The organism is Jiulongibacter sediminis (assembly GCF_001306455.1).
GTDB classification, from domain to species: Bacteria; Bacteroidota; Bacteroidia; order Cytophagales; family Spirosomataceae; genus Jiulongibacter; species Jiulongibacter sediminis.
Genome location: NZ_LGTQ01000005.1, coordinates 132,902 through 149,110 on the forward strand (window position 1 = coordinate 132,902; position 16,209 = coordinate 149,110).

The window sequence follows — 16,209 nt, forward strand, 5'->3', positions numbered from 1 at the left end:
GAAACTTTACAAATTCCTATGCAATCTCAATATTTTTGATTCAAAAACAGAACCGATAAATAAATCATTGGTACCATCTTTCTTCTCAAAATAGGCTCCTACACTTGAACCAGATAGTGGGTCTCCATTATTGAGATATAGCTCTTCCTGAAGAAATTTATAGTCAGTTTCAGGGAGATAAACGATTTTAAGAATCTGCGAGGGGCTTCGGTTTTCGGGCTGTTGGGCATGCCCCAAAAACTTAAGCATTTTGGGGTGTGCTCCCACAATCAAATTTCCATATTGGTCAATTTCAATATTATCGACACCTGTGCCGGTATTATGCTCATCTATGAACTCTAAAGTATGGTTTTTAGGGTCTTTCCGATAAACAAAAATCTTTTTCTCAGTAGTAGCCGAAACATATACATATTGCTCATCGGGCGAGATGTTGATTCCGTTTGCATAGGCCATATTTTGAGTTACTTTTTCGGCTTTATCCTGATCGTAAAGTACCACAAAACCATTTTTGTCAAGCATGAAATCTTTGATTGTTCTCTCTGTACCTTTTGGTAAACTATGATCATTAGAGAAATAAAAGGTAGCTGTATCAATGGCCAGAATATCGTTTGGCGAAATCATCAGAGGGTCTCTGAACTCACGAAAACCTGTCAGGCTATCATTTACATAATCGAGTCTTGTTATCACATGCTCTTTATTTCTGTGATTGACCACAAAAAGGTAGATTTTGCCATGTTTTTTGAGCAATGATATTCCATGAGGTCTGAATTCGGTATCCGGAAATTCTTTTGAGATATCAATCAGATTGAGGTCTTTCTGATGTGTGTTGGCTTTATAAATAGCTCCTGTTTTTTCAGAATCGCGTCGATCTGTCGCAGCTAAATATATGTCTCCGTTCGAATGATCGATGGTTAAATCTTCAATACCTTCGGGTGAGTTGATTTCTTCTGCTGTCCCGTCAAAATGAGGTGCAATTTTTCTAAAAACACCAGATTCTTTAAGAATAAATCCTAGACACAGAAGCAAAAGAATCAGTAAAGTGAAGAGCCCGTTAACTATCTTTTTCATTGATGCCGAAATTGTCTTTCAAAATGTCTTCTGTTTCATCTACATGCCCAAAAGCATAGGTCATTTTTGATCTGTCAAATTCCTGTTCATTATTAGCTAACCAAATGGTAGCCACGCCGTTTCCAATAAAGTTGGTTATAGCTCTGGCCTCCGACATAAAGCGGTCAACCCCCAGCAAAAGAGCAAGGCCTTCAATAGGGATAACCTTTAGTGCTGATAGTGTAGAAGCGAGTACTACAAAACCACTTCCGGTTACCCCTGCAGCTCCTTTTGAGGTAACCATCAATATTCCTATAACTGTCAAAACCTGTTCTAATGATAACTGAATGCCATAAACCTGTGAAAGAAAAAGAGTGGCCATAGACAAATAAATGGTGGTGCCATCCAGATTAAAACTGTAGCCAGCTGGCACGACAAGTCCTACTACGGGTTTTGAGCAACCCATTCGTTCTAGCTTTTCCATCAAAGAAGGTAAAGCAGCCTCTGAAGAAGAAGTTCCCAGTACAATCAGGAGCTCCTCTCTTATGTATTTCAGGTATTTCCAAAGGCTGACATTATAATATTTGAGGATGTAATGCAATACCACAAAAATGAACAAGGCCATAGTGGCATAAACAGAAATCATAAGTTTTCCCAGAGGAATCAGCGAGGCAATTCCGTGTTTTCCAATAGTGTAGGCCATTCCGCCAAAGGCTCCAATTGGAGCCAGTAGCATGACCCAATGTAATGCCTTGAATACCACTTTTGAAATCTTGGTCAAGATGTCTGTAATCGGTTTACTTTTAGAGTATTTGCTCAGAAAAACACCAAAAAGAATAGAGAACAATAGAACCTGAATGGTTTTGTTTTCAGAGAAAAAAGCCATCCAGCTAAACTGATTGGCACCCTCTGCATATTTAGAGACATCACCGGAACCCTGGGCAATTACCCCTTTGCCCGGTTGAAAAAGATTCGCCACAAAAATTCCGATTATGAGGGCAAATGTGGTTACCACCTCAAAATAGATAAGAGCCTTTCCACCCACTTTTCCTACTTTCTTTAAATCGCCCATTCCGCTAATACCAAGAGAAATGGTTAGGAAAATAATAGGAAGGATGAAAAGTTTGACCAGCCAAATAAACTTGTCGCCCAAAACTTTCATTTCTATGCCTTTTTCAGGGAAAAAGTGACCGAGAAGTGCTCCTGAAGCGATTGCAGTTAGAACCCAGAAAGTTAGATTAGAGAAGAGTTTTTTCATCAAAAGAGGTTTATGAAATGGCTAAGGGTTGAATCAAACGCATTAAAACTACCGATTTTTTTATAAAGAGGAAATGAAGAAGAAGCCCCTTCTTCTTTTTAGTTACACATTCAGCATGATTATTGGAATAGCCTGTGAAAGTCCTAATTTTGTTTTGATCTATAAAAGTCAATCCATTGCTGAGCAATAAAAAAATTCTTCTGGGGGTAAGTGGAAGTATATCTGCTTATAAAGCTGCCTTTCTCGTCAGATTACTGGTAAAAGAAGGTGCAGAGGTAAAAGTAATAATGACAGAAGCTGCCAAAGACTTCATTTCGCCACTAACGCTGGCTACCTTGTCCAAGAACCCCGTTTTGAGTGATTTTACAAAAGGCAGTAACGGAGAATGGAATAACCATGTTGATCTCGGCCTTTGGGCTGATCTGATACTTATTGCACCGGCATCTGCGAATACACTTGCCAAGTGTGCTCATGGTATTTGCGATAACTTGTTAGTTGCAACGTATTTGTCTGCCAAATGTCCGGTTGTTTTTGCTCCTGCCATGGATTTAGATATGTATCAGCACGGTAGCACCCGGGAGAATCTGTCAAAGTTGAAATCCTATGGAAATCAAATTATTGAAGCTGAAAGTGGAGAGCTGGCAAGTGGATTAGTAGGGCAGGGGAGGCTTGCTGAACCTGAGCATATAATTGATCTTTTTCCCACCTTTTTTATAGGTTCTTCCCGTTTCAAAGACAAACGGGTTTTGATAACCTCGGGCCCTACTCAGGAGGCCATAGATCCTGTTCGTTTTATTAGCAATCACTCTTCGGGTAAGATGGGTTATGCCATCGCAAAGGCTTTCAGAAATGCAGGGGCAAATGTGCAGGTTGTCAGCGGGCCGGTAAATATTGAGAAGCCCCAGGGTGTTGAGGTTTTCAAGGTCAAATCCGCTCAGGAGATGTTTGCTCAAACTAAAGAGCTGTTTGGAGCTGCCGAAATCATTGTTTACGTGGCGGCGGTGGCTGATTATACCCCTGAAAAGGTTTCTGATAAGAAGTTGAAAAAATCTGACGATGATCTGGCCATTTCTCTCAAAAGAACACCTGATATTGCCGGCACTCTCGGTAAGTTGAAAAATAGAGACCAAATCGCTGTTGGTTTTGCTTTAGAGACAGATAACGCCCGGGAGAATGCTTTGAGAAAGCTGGAGAAGAAGAATTTGGATATGATTGTATTGAATTCCTTACAAGATAGTGGAGCCGGCTTTCGTTATGATACCAATAAAATTACCGTTGTGCATCGGAATGGTGAGGTCATTGAACACAGCCTAAAAACCAAAGATGAAGTGGCCGTTGATATTCTGGCCGAAATTGAAAAGATTTTAAAGAAATGATATTGAATGAATCGTTGCCTTCTGAGAAGAGAGGTCTCAAACTGACTTTGAAATTTATTGGTATACTGATATTCATGGGGCTATCTGTGAATGTATTTTCACAAGAACTGGATGCCCGTGTAGAAATAAACTACCAGCAGATGCAATCTACCATTCAGTACCAGCCAGGCATTTTCAAAGAGATGGAGTCGGCTATTCAGCAATTCATGAACAATACTCGCTGGAGTAATGATATTTTCAATCAAAAGGAGAAAATAGAGTGTCAGCTGACGATCAATCTGATGCAATCCGGTACACAAAATGTTTTCACCGGAAACGCTCGTTTTCAGGTGGCCCGACCGGTTTATGGAACAGATTATAATTCGGTGACTTTTCAATATGTTGACCAGAGTTTTAATTTCTCATTTCAGCCTGCAGAACGTCAAATGGTTTATAATGAGCAATCTTTCAATAGCAACATTACAGGTCTTGCAGCCTATTACAGTCTGATTGCCCTTGCGGTTGATTATGATTCCTTTAGTAAGCTTGGAGGTTCCCCTTATATCCAGCGATTGTTTAACCTTCTGCAACTGGCTCAAAATATGGGGCCGGGGTGGTCTCAAAACGACAAATCCCAACGAAACCGCTACTGGATGGTTGAGAATATGCAGAATCAGCAGTTTTCAAGATTAAGAGAAGAGTTTTATCGTTATCATCGCCTGGTGCTGGATGACTTCGGTCGCGACCCTGAAAAGGGTAGAAACGAAACTTTGAAGTTTCTGGAGGTGGTTCAAAATATTTCAACGCTGAGACCTAATTCGGTGTTTATCAATGCTTTTTTTGATGCCAAAGCACCGGAGTTTATCAATATTTTCTCCTACGGGAGTCCCGCAGAACGTCAGAAAGCCTTTTTACTACTTTCGAGCCTTGACCCGGATAAAACGGAGCAATACCGCAAAATTATTCAGGGCTAGCATATCTTTTCGGTGTGATCAACTGGCATTAGCTTCAGATACTTTTTAGCTTTGAAAGAAAAAGTCACGTATGAAACCGATATGATTGAAGTAATCATTAATCATACGGGGAATGATTAATTCGATCATCAAACCTGCCTGTGGTTGGCAGGGGAAGAATGTGACTTTTGATAATAAATAGAAAATAAACACATGAAAACAGCACTTGTCACGGGAGCATCTTCAGGAATTGGTCGGGCTACAGCACTTGCCTTTGACAAAATGGGGATTCAGCTTATTCTTTGTGGTAGAAGAATTGAGAAGCTTCAGGAATTGCAAAGCAAACTCAATGTAAAAAGTACAATTCTGACTTTTGATGTCAGTAATAAAGAGGAGGTGATAAATGCTATAGATTCTATCCCTGAGGATTTTGAAAAAATTGATATTCTGGTGAATAACGCTGGTAACGCTCATGGGTTCGGCTCTCTGGCCGATGGCGAAACAGAGGACTGGGATGCTATGCTGGGTTCTAATGTCAATGGACTATTATACGTCAGTAAGGCCGTAATACCTTCTATGATTCAAAACGGTGGAGGTCATGTGATCAACATCAGTTCAGTGGCAGGGAAACAAACCTATGCTAACGGAACGGTCTATTGTGCTACCAAAAAAGCGGTAGAGGCTATCAGCGAGGGGATTCGATTAGACCACACTAAAGATGGCATCAAAGTGACCAATATTGCCCCTGGGGCAGTAGAGACTGAGTTTTCTGAAGTCAGATTCAAAGGCGATAAGGAGCGTGCCAAAAAAGTTTATGAAGGTTTTGAACCGCTAACAGCCACTGATATTGCCGATGCTATCGCTTACGCCGTATCTGTGCCAGATCACGTTACCATAGCTGACATGACTATCTACGCCAAAGCTCAGGCTGCTCCAACCACCGTCTATCGGAGTACGTAATCCTTTATTTAGGAAGGTGATATTCTTTTCGGACCAGAGTTTTAACCTCATGCAATTCGAAAACGGGAACTCAAATGTATTTGGTAATAGTCTCAATTCTTCTTCAAATCTAATAGGCTGCACGAAATGATACCACCAGAAGACAGTTGTGGTATCATGGCTTTACACCAATTTAAATCTATAGAATTATGGCTCAAGCAATGTCTCGGATACTTTAAAACGTCCAAAGTTGATAATTAAATGCAGATTGATTTTCATAGACTAAAACAAACCATCCAAAACTTCTCCAGGTTGAGGAACCTTTAGATTAGTTCCAAGCTGATCATTCATTTTTTCGATGAAGTATTTTGAGAGTAAGGGTGACTCCAATTCAAGATTTTGATGAACAAAGAGATAGAGTTTCTCCAATCCTTGTGATTTCCATAAGGCAATTCTTTCGAGCCAGTCATCAAGTCTGGGATAATCAGAGGCATGGTTGGCACCAACGTATCTGATAAAAGCTACAGGAGTGGTTAAACGCATATGAAGTAGGTCCCTTCTTCCAGCTGTATCGGTAATAATATTTGTTATGCTATTTTCTTCAAATAGCTTGTAAAGTGACTCAGCCACCACGGGATCATCAAACCAATCCTGACTTCTCAGTTCTATAGCTAAAGGCATGCCTTTAGGCCAGTTTTGAATAAAGTTGACCAGTCTGTCCATGTTTTTAGCCGAAAAGTTGTCATGAAGCTGAAGAAATATCATCTCCAGTTTATCCTGAAAATGACTAATGGCATCCAGGAATTCAGTAACAGCGTCCTGAACGTCATTCAGTCTTTTTATGTGACTGATATAACTCGGAATTTTTGGGAAAAATTTAAAGCCTTCAGGTGTTTTATCATGCCAGACTACTACCTGCTGACCAGATGGGCTCCTGTAAAAAGTAGCATTGAGCTCAATGGAATTAAACTGCCGGGAATAATAGATCAATTCATCTTTAGTACCTCTTGGATAGAAATTCTTAAGATCGGTTCTGTTCCATTTCGCACAACCTACGTAGGCTTCAAAAGTTCCGTTTCCCTTTGATAACACTTTGGCAGTTCCCAGATTGTCAGGAGGCAAAGTAAAATCAATTAATTCCGGATTTGGTACACTTCCAAATTTCATCGTCTTAAGTTTTAATCAGTATTTACTAAATTAATTCTGAGTTTCTTATTTCTCAAAAATGAGATTAAACTCTCTCCAATTTGATTGGATACGTCTTTTTGGAGGCCCACTGTGCAACATAAATGTTTTCATCAGAATCAACATAAACATCATGAGGATGCATAAATACGTTTGCCGGGTCATCTTTGGCTTGCTCTTCCAATTTTCCATTTGAATAAACCGGCCCGCTTCCACCAGGACTGCTGATGACCTTATCATCCTTGTCCACCACCTGAATAAAACCTGAAAACTCGTTTGCTTCAGAACCTGAGCGATATACCGCTCCGTAAAGATTCTCTCCTTGTTGAACGGGTCGGCAGATAAAACTTCCGGGCATTTCAATGGCCCCAAGGTATTTTCCCTGTCGATTGAATTTCTTCCAGCAATTGTCCTGTCTTGATGTAATCAGGATTTCATCGTCCTTTCCATTTCTTTGATCAAAAAGAACCCCATGATTACACCTGAACTGCTCGTTTTCTTTTCCTTTTCCTCCGAAGTGCCTTAGGAATTTTCCGTTTTCATCATAAACCATCACAAAGTTGAGGCCGTAGCCATCTACTACATAAATATCTCCGTTTAAAGGATCAATGGCCGTTTCAGTAGGTACAAACTGCCCGGGGTGAAGATATTCTCCAGTCTCCTTTGGGTATTCAATTTTGAAAATGACATTCCCCTTCAGGTCGGTTTTAATGACCTGATGTCTGGTATTGTCTGCAATCAAAAGAAACTGATCTTTGCTTTCACCACCAATAGTTAATCCGTGTGCTCCTGGGTAAGAGGTGCCCCAGCTTTCCAGTAATTTTCCTTTTTTACTGTAGATGAGTACGTTGTTTTTGGTTTCATCGGTCAGGAGAATAATTCGGCCCTGACTATCTTCGACTAGCTCGTGGCAGTTATTAACCGGATTTTTGCCAGCTTCCAGCATTCCCCAGTTCATATTTACTCTGTATTGGTGGGAGTTATGGCCAATGATTATTTCATCATTTTTGCCAAAAGTCAGGCCTGGAAGGCTAACAGCCAGTAGGCTGGCTCCGCCAAGTTTAATAGCATTTCGTCTATTGAGATACATTCATTTTCTTTTTTGTGGATTGAACTTACTCATGTGATAATTAGAAAACAAATCTCTGAATTATTGACGCCTGTCAGGAATTCGATTTTGTTTTTTGTCGGTTTTTTGATTTTGGCTGCTCTTTTACCTTAACGTAGATCAGTTTATTTTTGCTTCTGGGGTTATCGCGAAGCTCAAGCTCAAACATTCCAATTGACTTAATAAGAGGAGTGAGTTTTGGGAAACCGTAGTTTCTGGAGTCAAAATTTGGTTGCTTTTTCTGAAGCAGATTGCCGACGTCACCCAGAAAGGCCCAGCCGTCTTCGTCAGAGACATCCTCGATGGTACTTTTGATCAGTTTTATCTCTTTTTGAGTGATTTTATCAATACTTGATTTGGAGTCGTCTTTGTCAGCCTCGGCTTCCTGTTTTGAGGAGTTATTCTTCAAAATTTCCACATAGATAAAACGGTCACAAGCTACTATAAAAGGGTTGGGTGTTTTCTTTTCACCAATACCTATTACCAGCATGCCGGCCTCCCTAAGTCTTGTGGCCAATCGCGTAAAATCACTATCGCTTGAAACCAAACAAAAACCTTCAACTTTGCCAGAATAGAGGATGTCCATGGCATCAATTATCATAGCCGAGTCTGTGGCGTTTTTGCCCGTGGTGTATCCGTATTGCTGAATTGGTGTAATGGCGTTCTCCAGAAGTAGGTTTTTCCAACGAGCGAGGTGCGGCTTAGTCCAGTCACCATAAATTCTTTTGATGGTGGGGTTGCCGTATTTTGTAATCTCTTCCATCATCTCTTTAATGTGAGATGATGGAATATTGTCGCCATCTATCAGAACGGCCAGGTTAGTGCTTGATGAAGTGTTTTCTGCCATATTTTAAATATACGCTTTTTGACCTTTCTGGTTTTGATTTTATGGAAATGAAAGGTGCTCAGAGCAATCTGTCCTTAATTTTAACCTATTCTTTTTCGCAGAAATAGACAATTTCTTCCATTGGAAGAGCATAACGCTTTGCTAGCTCCAGGTCAATTTCATGGACAAAATCGTCCTCTTTTACTTTGAAGCCTGCTTTGGCGAGTTCTTGTCCGTAGTCTTGCCCAAAGAGACGGAGATGATCCGATTGTTTGAAAACCCTTTCTCGTTCCTTGGGATCAGAGATCGTGGGGTCAGAAATGGTATGAGGAAGGTTCATATCTTGCGGGGACTGCATGATGGCATATCCGCCGGGTTTTAATACTCTGTAAAGTTCTTTGGTAGCCACATCAAAGTGCTCGACATGCTCCAGAACGTGATTGCAGAAAATAACATCAAAAGAATTATCAGGAAACTGAATCTTTTCGATGTCCATTTTGACTTTGGCCAACGGTGATTCTATGTCGGCAGTGATGTATTCAAGGTTTGGTAATTGCTCAAAACGATCAATGAAGCAATACTCCGGTGCTACGTGCAAAACCTTTGCTTTTTTCTCAAAAAAACTGGTTTTCTTTCTCAAATAGAGATACATCAATCGGTGTCTTTCCAGTGATAAACAAGACGGACAAAGTGCATTCTCTCTTGGCTCTAACCTGCCGTACGGTAGAAATTTTTTAAATTTACCATTACAAACGGTGCATTCCACCGCATCTCCCCTCATAAAGCCGGCATAAATTTTCAACGGAATGTGGCTGAATAACTGAAGGTATTTTCTTGGGACAAATCTGATCAGTAGGCTGATGATTTTTTTCATTCTTATTAGGTCGGCAGTAAACTTTTAAAAATCAAAATTAGTAAACACGATTAAAATGCAAGAGCAAAAACAGCGGAGAAGCTGGTATCAAAAACTAAAATTAACGCAAAAATTTAAACTCAATACAGCTTTAGGCTTTGTTCTGGTAGCACTGGGTGCTCTTATTTTGGCCATTACCGGCGAAGAAATGACTCACCATATTCATGCCAAGTTACATGCTTTTGTTGGTATTGTACTCTTGCTGGGTGGTTTATGGTTTTGTGGATCAGGGCTTCGTTACCGTTCACAGCTTGATGCTATCCGAATAGCCCGTAGAAACCGGGGAGGGTTTCAGAAAAAGAAGAAGAAAAACGATTAGAAACAGAAAAAGCCTCAAACATACGTTTGGGGCTTTTATATAATTTCTTTAGTCGATTTTCTTATTTAGAAAACTCAGCTTTTAGCTCCTCAGCGTCTACCTTTTTAATTTCAGGCTTTTGAGTAAGTCGCTTAATTGCAGCTTGTTTGTTGTTTGCTACGGCTCTGTTTTTACGACCTTTTCTTTTTAATCTTGTAACTGCCATTGTCCTAGTATTTAATCTTAATTCTGTCTTTCTCGAAAACGAGGTGCAAAGGTAGGGATTCTCTTTAGAATAATCAATGTTAAACCAAGAATAACCTTACTTTTGTGGCTCAATTTGAACTGAAACCTATGTCAAAACCAAGTTTAGCCAGAGGTACCCGCGATTTTGGCCCTGAAATAATGGCCAAACGCACCTATATTCTTGATACTATTAAGTTTGTTTTTAAGAAGTTTGGTTTTCTTCCATTAGAAACGCCTGCTATTGAAAACCTCTCTGTTTTAATGGGGAAATATGGTGATGAAGGCGATCAGCTTCTGTTCAAAATATTAAACTCGGGTGACTTTCTCAAAAAGGTTAAACCTGGTGATCTGGAAGAAGGAACAAAGACTGTTCTCCCCAAAGTGGCAGAAAAAGGATTAAGGTATGATCTTACCGTCCCTTTTGCCCGTTTTGTGGCCATGAATCGCCATGATTTAGCTATGCCGTTCAAGCGTTTTCAAGTACAACCGGTTTGGCGTGCAGATCGTCCTCAGCGTGGTCGTTATCGTGAATTTTATCAGTGTGATGCTGATGTGGTAGGAACTGATTCTTTGCTATGTGAAGCCGAGATCATTCTGATGCTTCATGAAGTTTTCGGTGCCCTGCAATTGAAAGACTTTACTGTAAAAATGAACAACCGAAAGGTTTTGACAGGTATTGCCGAAGCTATTGGAGCTCCCGGTCGCGAGTCTGAGCTTTGTGTTGCCATTGATAAACTGGATAAAATAGGAAAGGAAAAAGTTGAAGCTGAGCTCTCTGAGAGAGGTTTTGAAAATTCTTCAATTGCGAACTTGCAAACACTGTTCTCATTGACGGATGATATTCATGAAACAGTAGCCACTTTAAAAGACTGGTTGAAGGATTCGGGAATTGGTCAAAAAGGCATTGAAGAAATAGAAGAAGTTTTGGAATTGGTCAACGGGTTTGGACTTGAAAATCCAAAATTGATGTTTGACGCGACTCTCGCTCGTGGTTTAAGTTATTATACAGGAGCGATATTTGAGGTGAAAGCCAATGGTGTTCAGATTGGGAGTATCTCGGGTGGTGGGCGTTATGATAACCTTACCGGTACATTCGGATTGCCTGATTTAAGTGGAGTAGGTATTTCCTTTGGAGTTGATCGAATCTATGATGTGCTGGATGAGCTGAATCTTTTCCCGGAGGATGCTTCGCAAAGTACGAGAGTATTACTGATTAATTTCGATTCAGAATCTCAAAAGGCTTGTCTGCCGATCCTTTCAAAACTCAGATCTGCGGGAATAGCCTCTGAGTTATACCCAACTGATGCTAAATTGAAAAAGCAATTCGACTACGCCAACAAAAAAGGGATACCTTTTGTTTTAGTGGTGGGGTCTGAAGAAATAAAAATGCAGAAATACAGTTTAAAAAACATGGCAACGGGTGACCAGAATCATTACACCCTCGATGAAATAATTCAACAAATCAATGCGTAAAAATAAAATATTGGCCTATGCTCTGGTGATCGTATCTACGCTGATCGCCACTTTTGCTTTCTACTTCTGGCAAGTGGTAAAAAGTCCCAATATTAATGTTGACGGTGAAGAAACAGCTGTTTTATATATTCCAAAAGGAGCGACTTACGAAACCGTTCTTGATAGCCTCAATAAACATGAGCTTATTCATGACCAGATTAGCTTTGGCTTTTTGAGTAAATTCATGGAGTACCGTGATGCGGTAAAGCCCGGTCGATATGAAATAGAACCTAATGCCTCAAATAAATCGATCATTTCCAAATTGAGATCAGGTGATCAGGATGAGGTCAAGCTTACTTTCAATAATATCCGTCTGAAAAGCGAGCTTGCAGAAAAGCTTGCAGCAAATCTGGCTATTGATAAAGAGGTTCTTTTGTCAAAATTGAATGAGCCTGAAGTTTGCGAAAAGTATGGTTTCAGTACCGAGGAAATCATGAGTATGTTTCTGCCAGATACCTATTTTATGTGGTGGACACTCTCAGAAGATGAATTCCTTGATCGGATGAAATTTGAGTACGATAAATTCTGGACGGCAGAGAGACTAAACAAGGCTGAAACTACCGGGATGACTCCTGTTCAGGTGAGTACAATGGCGAGCATAGTGCAGAGCGAAACGAATAAAGGCGATGAACAACCTAGAGTAGCTGGTGTTTATGTGAATCGAATTAAAAACGGAATTCCGCTGCAGGCTGATCCTACCGTAAAGTTTGCGGTTGGCGATTTCGCATTGAAAAGAATTCTTAATAAACACCTCAGTATTGATTCACCATATAATACGTATAAGGTCAAAGGCTTACCTCCGGGCCCAATAGCTCTTCCTGAAAAAAGAGCCATAGACGCTGTATTGAACTTTGAGGATCATAACTACCTGTATTTTTGTGCCAAAGAAGACTTTTCAGGTTACCACAATTTCGCAGCTACTCTGGCCGAGCATAATGCCAATGCCCGCCGCTTTCATACGGCTTTAAATCAAAGAGGAATTCGTTAATGTACACTTTTGACACCCCGTACCGTGTAAGATATGCCGATACCGATAAAATGGGTTTTATGTATTACGGTCATTACTCAAAGTTGTATGAAATAGCCCGCGTGGAGTCGCTACGAGCTCTGGGTATTCGTTATCGCGACATGGAAGATGAGGGTGTTATTATGCCGGTGGTTCAAAATAACTCCAGGTATATGGCTCCTGCGAAATATGACGATATGTTGAATATCAGACTGTTTCTAAGACAAATGCCGCAGAAAAGAGTCATTTTTGAGTACGAAATCTTTAACGAGGATCAGAAATTGATTCATAAGGGTGAAACCACCTTGGTTTTTATGGATGTTGCAAGGCAAAAAGTCATAGAAACACCGCAGGTGGTGAAAGATGCCCTGAAACCATACTTTGAAGAATGAAATTCAGAGAAATAGGCTGGGTAAAGCAGTTAGAGCGGTTCTTACGAAGCGTCTATCTTTGGGATACCACTGTTTCTCTTTATCACGTCCTCAGTATTCTTTGGAAAAAAATCATCACTTTTGATATTGATCAGCGGGCTGCGGCCGTTTCATTTTCGCTACTTCTGGCAATATTCCCATCGGTGATTTTTCTTTTTACATTGATCCCCTACATCCCTATCAGAAACCTTGATGTTCAGATTATGGACTTTCTTGAGAGTATTCTGCCGGGGGGTATATATAATACTGCTGCAAATACCATTCAGGATATCGTGAGCAGGCGAAGGGTAGATGTACTTTCTTTCGGTTTTCTGTTTGCCATGTATGCCGCTACCAATGGCATGATGGCCTTGATGCGGGCATTTAATATCGCACTTGAAGATGACCGGCAGAGAAGGAGTTATTTAAAGGCCAGGGCAATTGCATTGCTTCTTACATTTAGTTTAGTGGTAGTTATGCTGTCGGCAATTGTGGTCTTGATCATCGGGAAGTTTTTGATTACTTACCTTTTTGATCTCGGTTGGATGAGCGAAGATTTCAACTTCTACATGATTCAGATCCTTCGGTACCTTTCAATTTTTCTCATCTTTTTTCTAGGTATTAGCAGCCTGTATTACTTTGCTCCGGCGATTGACAAAAAGATTCGTTTCTTCAATATAGGAGCATTTTTCTCAAGTATTTTGTGTATTCTCGCCACAAATGGCTTTTCCTACTATCTAAGTAATTTCAATAGTTATAATAAGCTATACGGATCCATCGGCACCTTAATTGGTCTAATGGTTTGGATATATCTCATTGCTTTAATTATTATTCTTGGTTTTGAGATAAATACCAGCCTTAGGCTGGCTTTAGAGATGGAGCATGAAGATGAAAAGTCTTAATGGAAATCATATCTCTGAAGTGTTTGTGATTATGCACTTAGACATAAAACGATTATTGTTGAGATTGATCTGATTTGTCATTGTTTGGCAAATAATGGATTGCTTTTCAGGTGATATTAGCTTACGGGAAGGGGTTCAATTCGTGGATTGAATTTTAGTTATGAAGAGAAAATTGCTTTGGTCTGCCAAAAGTTGGGATGAACTTTCAAAAGATGATCTCTACGAATTGCTGGCTTTAAGAACTGAGGTTTTTGTTGTTGAGCAAAATTGTGTCTTTCAAGATATGGACTTCAAAGATCAGATTTCTCTTCATCTATTGGGAAGAGATGAAGACGGCGTTCTCAGAGCCTATAGTCGGCTTTTTGATACAGATCAATATTACAAAGGCTATCAATCTATTGGTCGAATTTTGACCCACGGTAAAACCCGAAAGAGTCAGTATGGGATTGAACTACTTGAAGTTTCAATAGAGACTCTGAAAAAGAATTTTGGACCTGTCTCTGTCAAAATAGGAGCACAGAAATACCTGACATCTTTTTACAGCAAATTTGGATTCAAAGAAATAGGTGAGGACTATATTGAGGATGGCATACCCCACTGCATTATGATCAAGGACTAATTAATGCCGGATAAGTCTCTGAACTATTTCCTGCGATCCAATCTTTATTTTCAATAGTTCAATTTCGGTGTGCTGGTTTCGGTTCTCAAAATTCACATTGATTACGTTTTGACCCTTATGTATCGGGTACTGTTGATGTTCAATGGGCTTTCCGTTTAAATCAAAAAGCTTCAGATCGGCTTTATCATCTGTTAGACTTTCAATATTTAAGGTCAAAGAATTAATAAAGGGATTCGGATAAGCTTTAACGGAGAAACTAAGTTCAGGAGTGCTGGAGAGTACTTGTAGTTCCGTTGGTAGGTTTTCATCAAGCCATTTAAGACGGTTCGAGAGCCAGGTTTTGAGTTCATCCACTTCGCCTTGCCAGCTTTGTGCTATGGGCCTTGGCGAGGGCCAAACATATGTGCCAATGATAGGCCATTGGTTAAAATTCCGTTGTTGAGGTACACGTATTTCAGAAGCAAGACTATCAATAAGGTTCATTAGGTTTTCCTCCTTAAAAATGCCATTGCTCCTTAATTCATCATACCTGTCTCGCATCTGAGCTATAAAAAGAGGGTCAGCTAAGAACCTTTTCCACCAAAATGGGACCAGCCAATTGTCATTTGGGCACACTTTATTAAAATCATAAGAAAAACCCGAAAATAACCACCCTTCGCAGTAGTCTGCATTGCCATAGGAAATATCATAATCCCAGGGCGGACCCATCTTCAGACGCCCGTCTTTACTGTCTTTATCTTTGTATAAAAAAGTACTGATTCTATATGCATCCACATTTTTTGAAAGCTCATTGAGTAAAGTGACATCGATAAAAGTTTCTACATCAATGTACTTCCGATACCCATTAACCGGATTTGTGAAATCGTCAGACATAAGAGCGTTTTCAAAATCTCGTACAAACTCTCTGATATAACCTTTTTGTGTTGTATTAATGTCTTTTGGGTATTCATAAAGGAATTCGGTCTGCTGTGTGAAAGGCCCGTTATTTGGGAATTCAGAGAACCAGGAGCCCTCATTACTTCCAGTAGTTTTATCAATTTTGATGATGTATCCGCCAGTCAGGTCATCTCCACTTTCTTCATCCTCTGTGAGTTTCGAAATATCAACCCTGCCTTTATCCCTTTTGATTTTTTCCATGAAAATATATACACCCTGATAGCTTTCATTGAGGTATAGTTCCACATATTTTGCACGGCTGGCGTACATGCCCATTTGTTCAGCTATATTCATGGTCAGCACATTGTGCATCAGACTTTTTTCATTGTATGAAGCAAAGAGTATCCAATCACTCTCTTCAGGCCATCCGAAAAGAGGTACTTTAAGGTCTTCTCCATTGGCGTCCCAGGTTTCAAGTCCAAACGGCTTTTTGGGAAACATCTGCGAAGAAGACCCTCTGAACTCAATACCGATAAAACCTTCGTATGCAGGTAGGTCTGTTAATTGATTTTCAGCATCCGGGCCGTTATCAATAATTTTCATGGTAGCCATTATTTTGGGCTCGTCCACAATTTCTCTGCCTTCAGTATTGATGATTATAAAAGGTAGGGTGGAGGAATCCTGTGCGTGGGTATAAACGGAGAGAAGAAGGAGGAAGTAAAGTTTTTTCATAGCATTTCAAAAGTAGGGATTAAA

17 protein-coding genes are annotated in these 16,209 nt (G+C 40.1%); 9 read left to right on the forward strand and 8 right to left on the reverse strand.

Annotated features, from left to right (window positions below; translation table 11 throughout):
- Positions 1-6: 6 nt before the first annotated feature.
- The gene (locus AFM12_RS00570) at positions 7-1,068 is read right to left on the reverse strand and encodes an SMP-30/gluconolactonase/LRE family protein (protein WP_055143117.1); all 1,062 of its coding nucleotides are present in this window, start codon (positions 1,066-1,068) and stop codon (positions 7-9) included.
- Positions 1,052-2,305 (reverse strand): C4-dicarboxylate transporter DctA, encoded by a 1,254-nt coding sequence (gene dctA, locus AFM12_RS00575; RefSeq protein ID WP_055143119.1) that lies wholly within the window; start codon positions 2,303-2,305, stop codon positions 1,052-1,054. Before dctA ends, AFM12_RS00570 begins: the two co-directional genes overlap by 17 nt.
- Before the next feature lie 176 nt (positions 2,306-2,481).
- Between dctA and coaBC the strand changes: the two genes are divergently transcribed.
- From coaBC to AFM12_RS00590, 3 genes are all read left to right on the forward strand, one after another.
- Positions 2,482-3,681: a bifunctional phosphopantothenoylcysteine decarboxylase/phosphopantothenate--cysteine ligase CoaBC gene (coaBC, locus tag AFM12_RS00580; RefSeq protein WP_055143121.1), complete on the forward strand. Its 1,200-nt coding sequence runs from the start codon at positions 2,482-2,484 to the stop codon at positions 3,679-3,681.
- The gene (gene porD / locus AFM12_RS00585) at positions 3,678-4,634 is read left to right on the forward strand and encodes a type IX secretion system protein PorD (protein WP_055143123.1); all 957 of its coding nucleotides are present in this window, start codon (positions 3,678-3,680) and stop codon (positions 4,632-4,634) included. The genes coaBC and porD overlap by 4 nt, the downstream gene beginning before the upstream one ends.
- Before the next feature lie 192 nt (positions 4,635-4,826).
- On the forward strand, positions 4,827-5,573 hold the full coding sequence (locus tag AFM12_RS00590; RefSeq protein WP_055143125.1) for an SDR family NAD(P)-dependent oxidoreductase: 747 nt from the start codon (positions 4,827-4,829) through the stop codon (positions 5,571-5,573).
- A gap of 261 nt (positions 5,574-5,834) precedes the next feature.
- Here the strand turns inward: AFM12_RS00590 and AFM12_RS00595 are convergent, their stop codons facing one another.
- The 4 genes from AFM12_RS00595 to AFM12_RS00610 form a co-directional block, all read right to left on the reverse strand.
- Positions 5,835-6,719, reverse strand: coding sequence for a DUF72 domain-containing protein (locus AFM12_RS00595; RefSeq protein ID WP_055143127.1), 885 nt, complete (start codon positions 6,717-6,719; stop codon positions 5,835-5,837).
- Positions 6,720-6,783: 64 nt separating this feature from the next.
- Complete coding sequence (locus AFM12_RS00600) at positions 6,784-7,827, reverse strand: NHL repeat-containing protein (protein ID WP_055143129.1); 1,044 nt, start codon at positions 7,825-7,827, stop codon at positions 6,784-6,786.
- A 73-nt stretch (positions 7,828-7,900) separates the two neighbouring features.
- On the reverse strand, positions 7,901-8,692 hold the full coding sequence (locus AFM12_RS00605; protein ID WP_055143131.1) for an NYN domain-containing protein: 792 nt from the start codon (positions 8,690-8,692) through the stop codon (positions 7,901-7,903).
- Positions 8,693-8,777: 85 nt separating this feature from the next.
- The gene (locus tag AFM12_RS00610; RefSeq protein ID WP_055143133.1) at positions 8,778-9,545 is read right to left on the reverse strand and encodes a class I SAM-dependent methyltransferase; all 768 of its coding nucleotides are present in this window, start codon (positions 9,543-9,545) and stop codon (positions 8,778-8,780) included.
- A 55-nt stretch (positions 9,546-9,600) separates the two neighbouring features.
- On the opposite strand from AFM12_RS00610, the gene AFM12_RS00615 reads away from it, so the two are divergent.
- On the forward strand, positions 9,601-9,903 hold the full coding sequence (locus AFM12_RS00615) for a hypothetical protein (RefSeq protein WP_055143135.1): 303 nt from the start codon (positions 9,601-9,603) through the stop codon (positions 9,901-9,903).
- A gap of 61 nt (positions 9,904-9,964) precedes the next feature.
- Here AFM12_RS00615 and AFM12_RS19795 read toward each other — a convergent pair whose 3' ends face one another.
- Positions 9,965-10,108 (reverse strand): hypothetical protein, encoded by a 144-nt coding sequence (locus AFM12_RS19795; protein WP_165492332.1) that lies wholly within the window; start codon positions 10,106-10,108, stop codon positions 9,965-9,967.
- Between the two features lie 128 nt (positions 10,109-10,236).
- Between AFM12_RS19795 and hisS the strand changes: the two genes are divergently transcribed.
- From hisS to AFM12_RS00640, 5 genes are all read left to right on the forward strand, one after another.
- Positions 10,237-11,601, forward strand: a complete 1,365-nt coding sequence (hisS, locus tag AFM12_RS00620; protein ID WP_055143137.1) for a histidine--tRNA ligase — start codon at positions 10,237-10,239, stop codon at positions 11,599-11,601.
- Positions 11,594-12,628, forward strand: coding sequence for an endolytic transglycosylase MltG (gene mltG, locus AFM12_RS00625; protein ID WP_055143139.1), 1,035 nt, complete (start codon positions 11,594-11,596; stop codon positions 12,626-12,628). Before hisS ends, mltG begins: the two co-directional genes overlap by 8 nt.
- The gene (locus tag AFM12_RS00630; RefSeq protein WP_055143141.1) at positions 12,628-13,038 is read left to right on the forward strand and encodes an acyl-CoA thioesterase; all 411 of its coding nucleotides are present in this window, start codon (positions 12,628-12,630) and stop codon (positions 13,036-13,038) included. The genes mltG and AFM12_RS00630 overlap by 1 nt, the downstream gene beginning before the upstream one ends.
- Positions 13,035-13,958, forward strand: a complete 924-nt coding sequence (locus AFM12_RS00635; RefSeq protein WP_055143143.1) for a YihY/virulence factor BrkB family protein — start codon at positions 13,035-13,037, stop codon at positions 13,956-13,958. The genes AFM12_RS00630 and AFM12_RS00635 overlap by 4 nt, the downstream gene beginning before the upstream one ends.
- A 160-nt stretch (positions 13,959-14,118) precedes the next feature.
- Positions 14,119-14,577, forward strand: coding sequence for a GNAT family N-acetyltransferase (locus AFM12_RS00640; protein ID WP_055143145.1), 459 nt, complete (start codon positions 14,119-14,121; stop codon positions 14,575-14,577).
- On the opposite strand, the gene AFM12_RS00645 is transcribed toward AFM12_RS00640, so the two are convergent.
- Positions 14,578-16,185, reverse strand: a complete 1,608-nt coding sequence (locus AFM12_RS00645; protein WP_055143147.1) for a CotH kinase family protein — start codon at positions 16,183-16,185, stop codon at positions 14,578-14,580. It abuts the gene before it with no gap.
- Positions 16,186-16,209 lie beyond the last annotated feature (24 nt).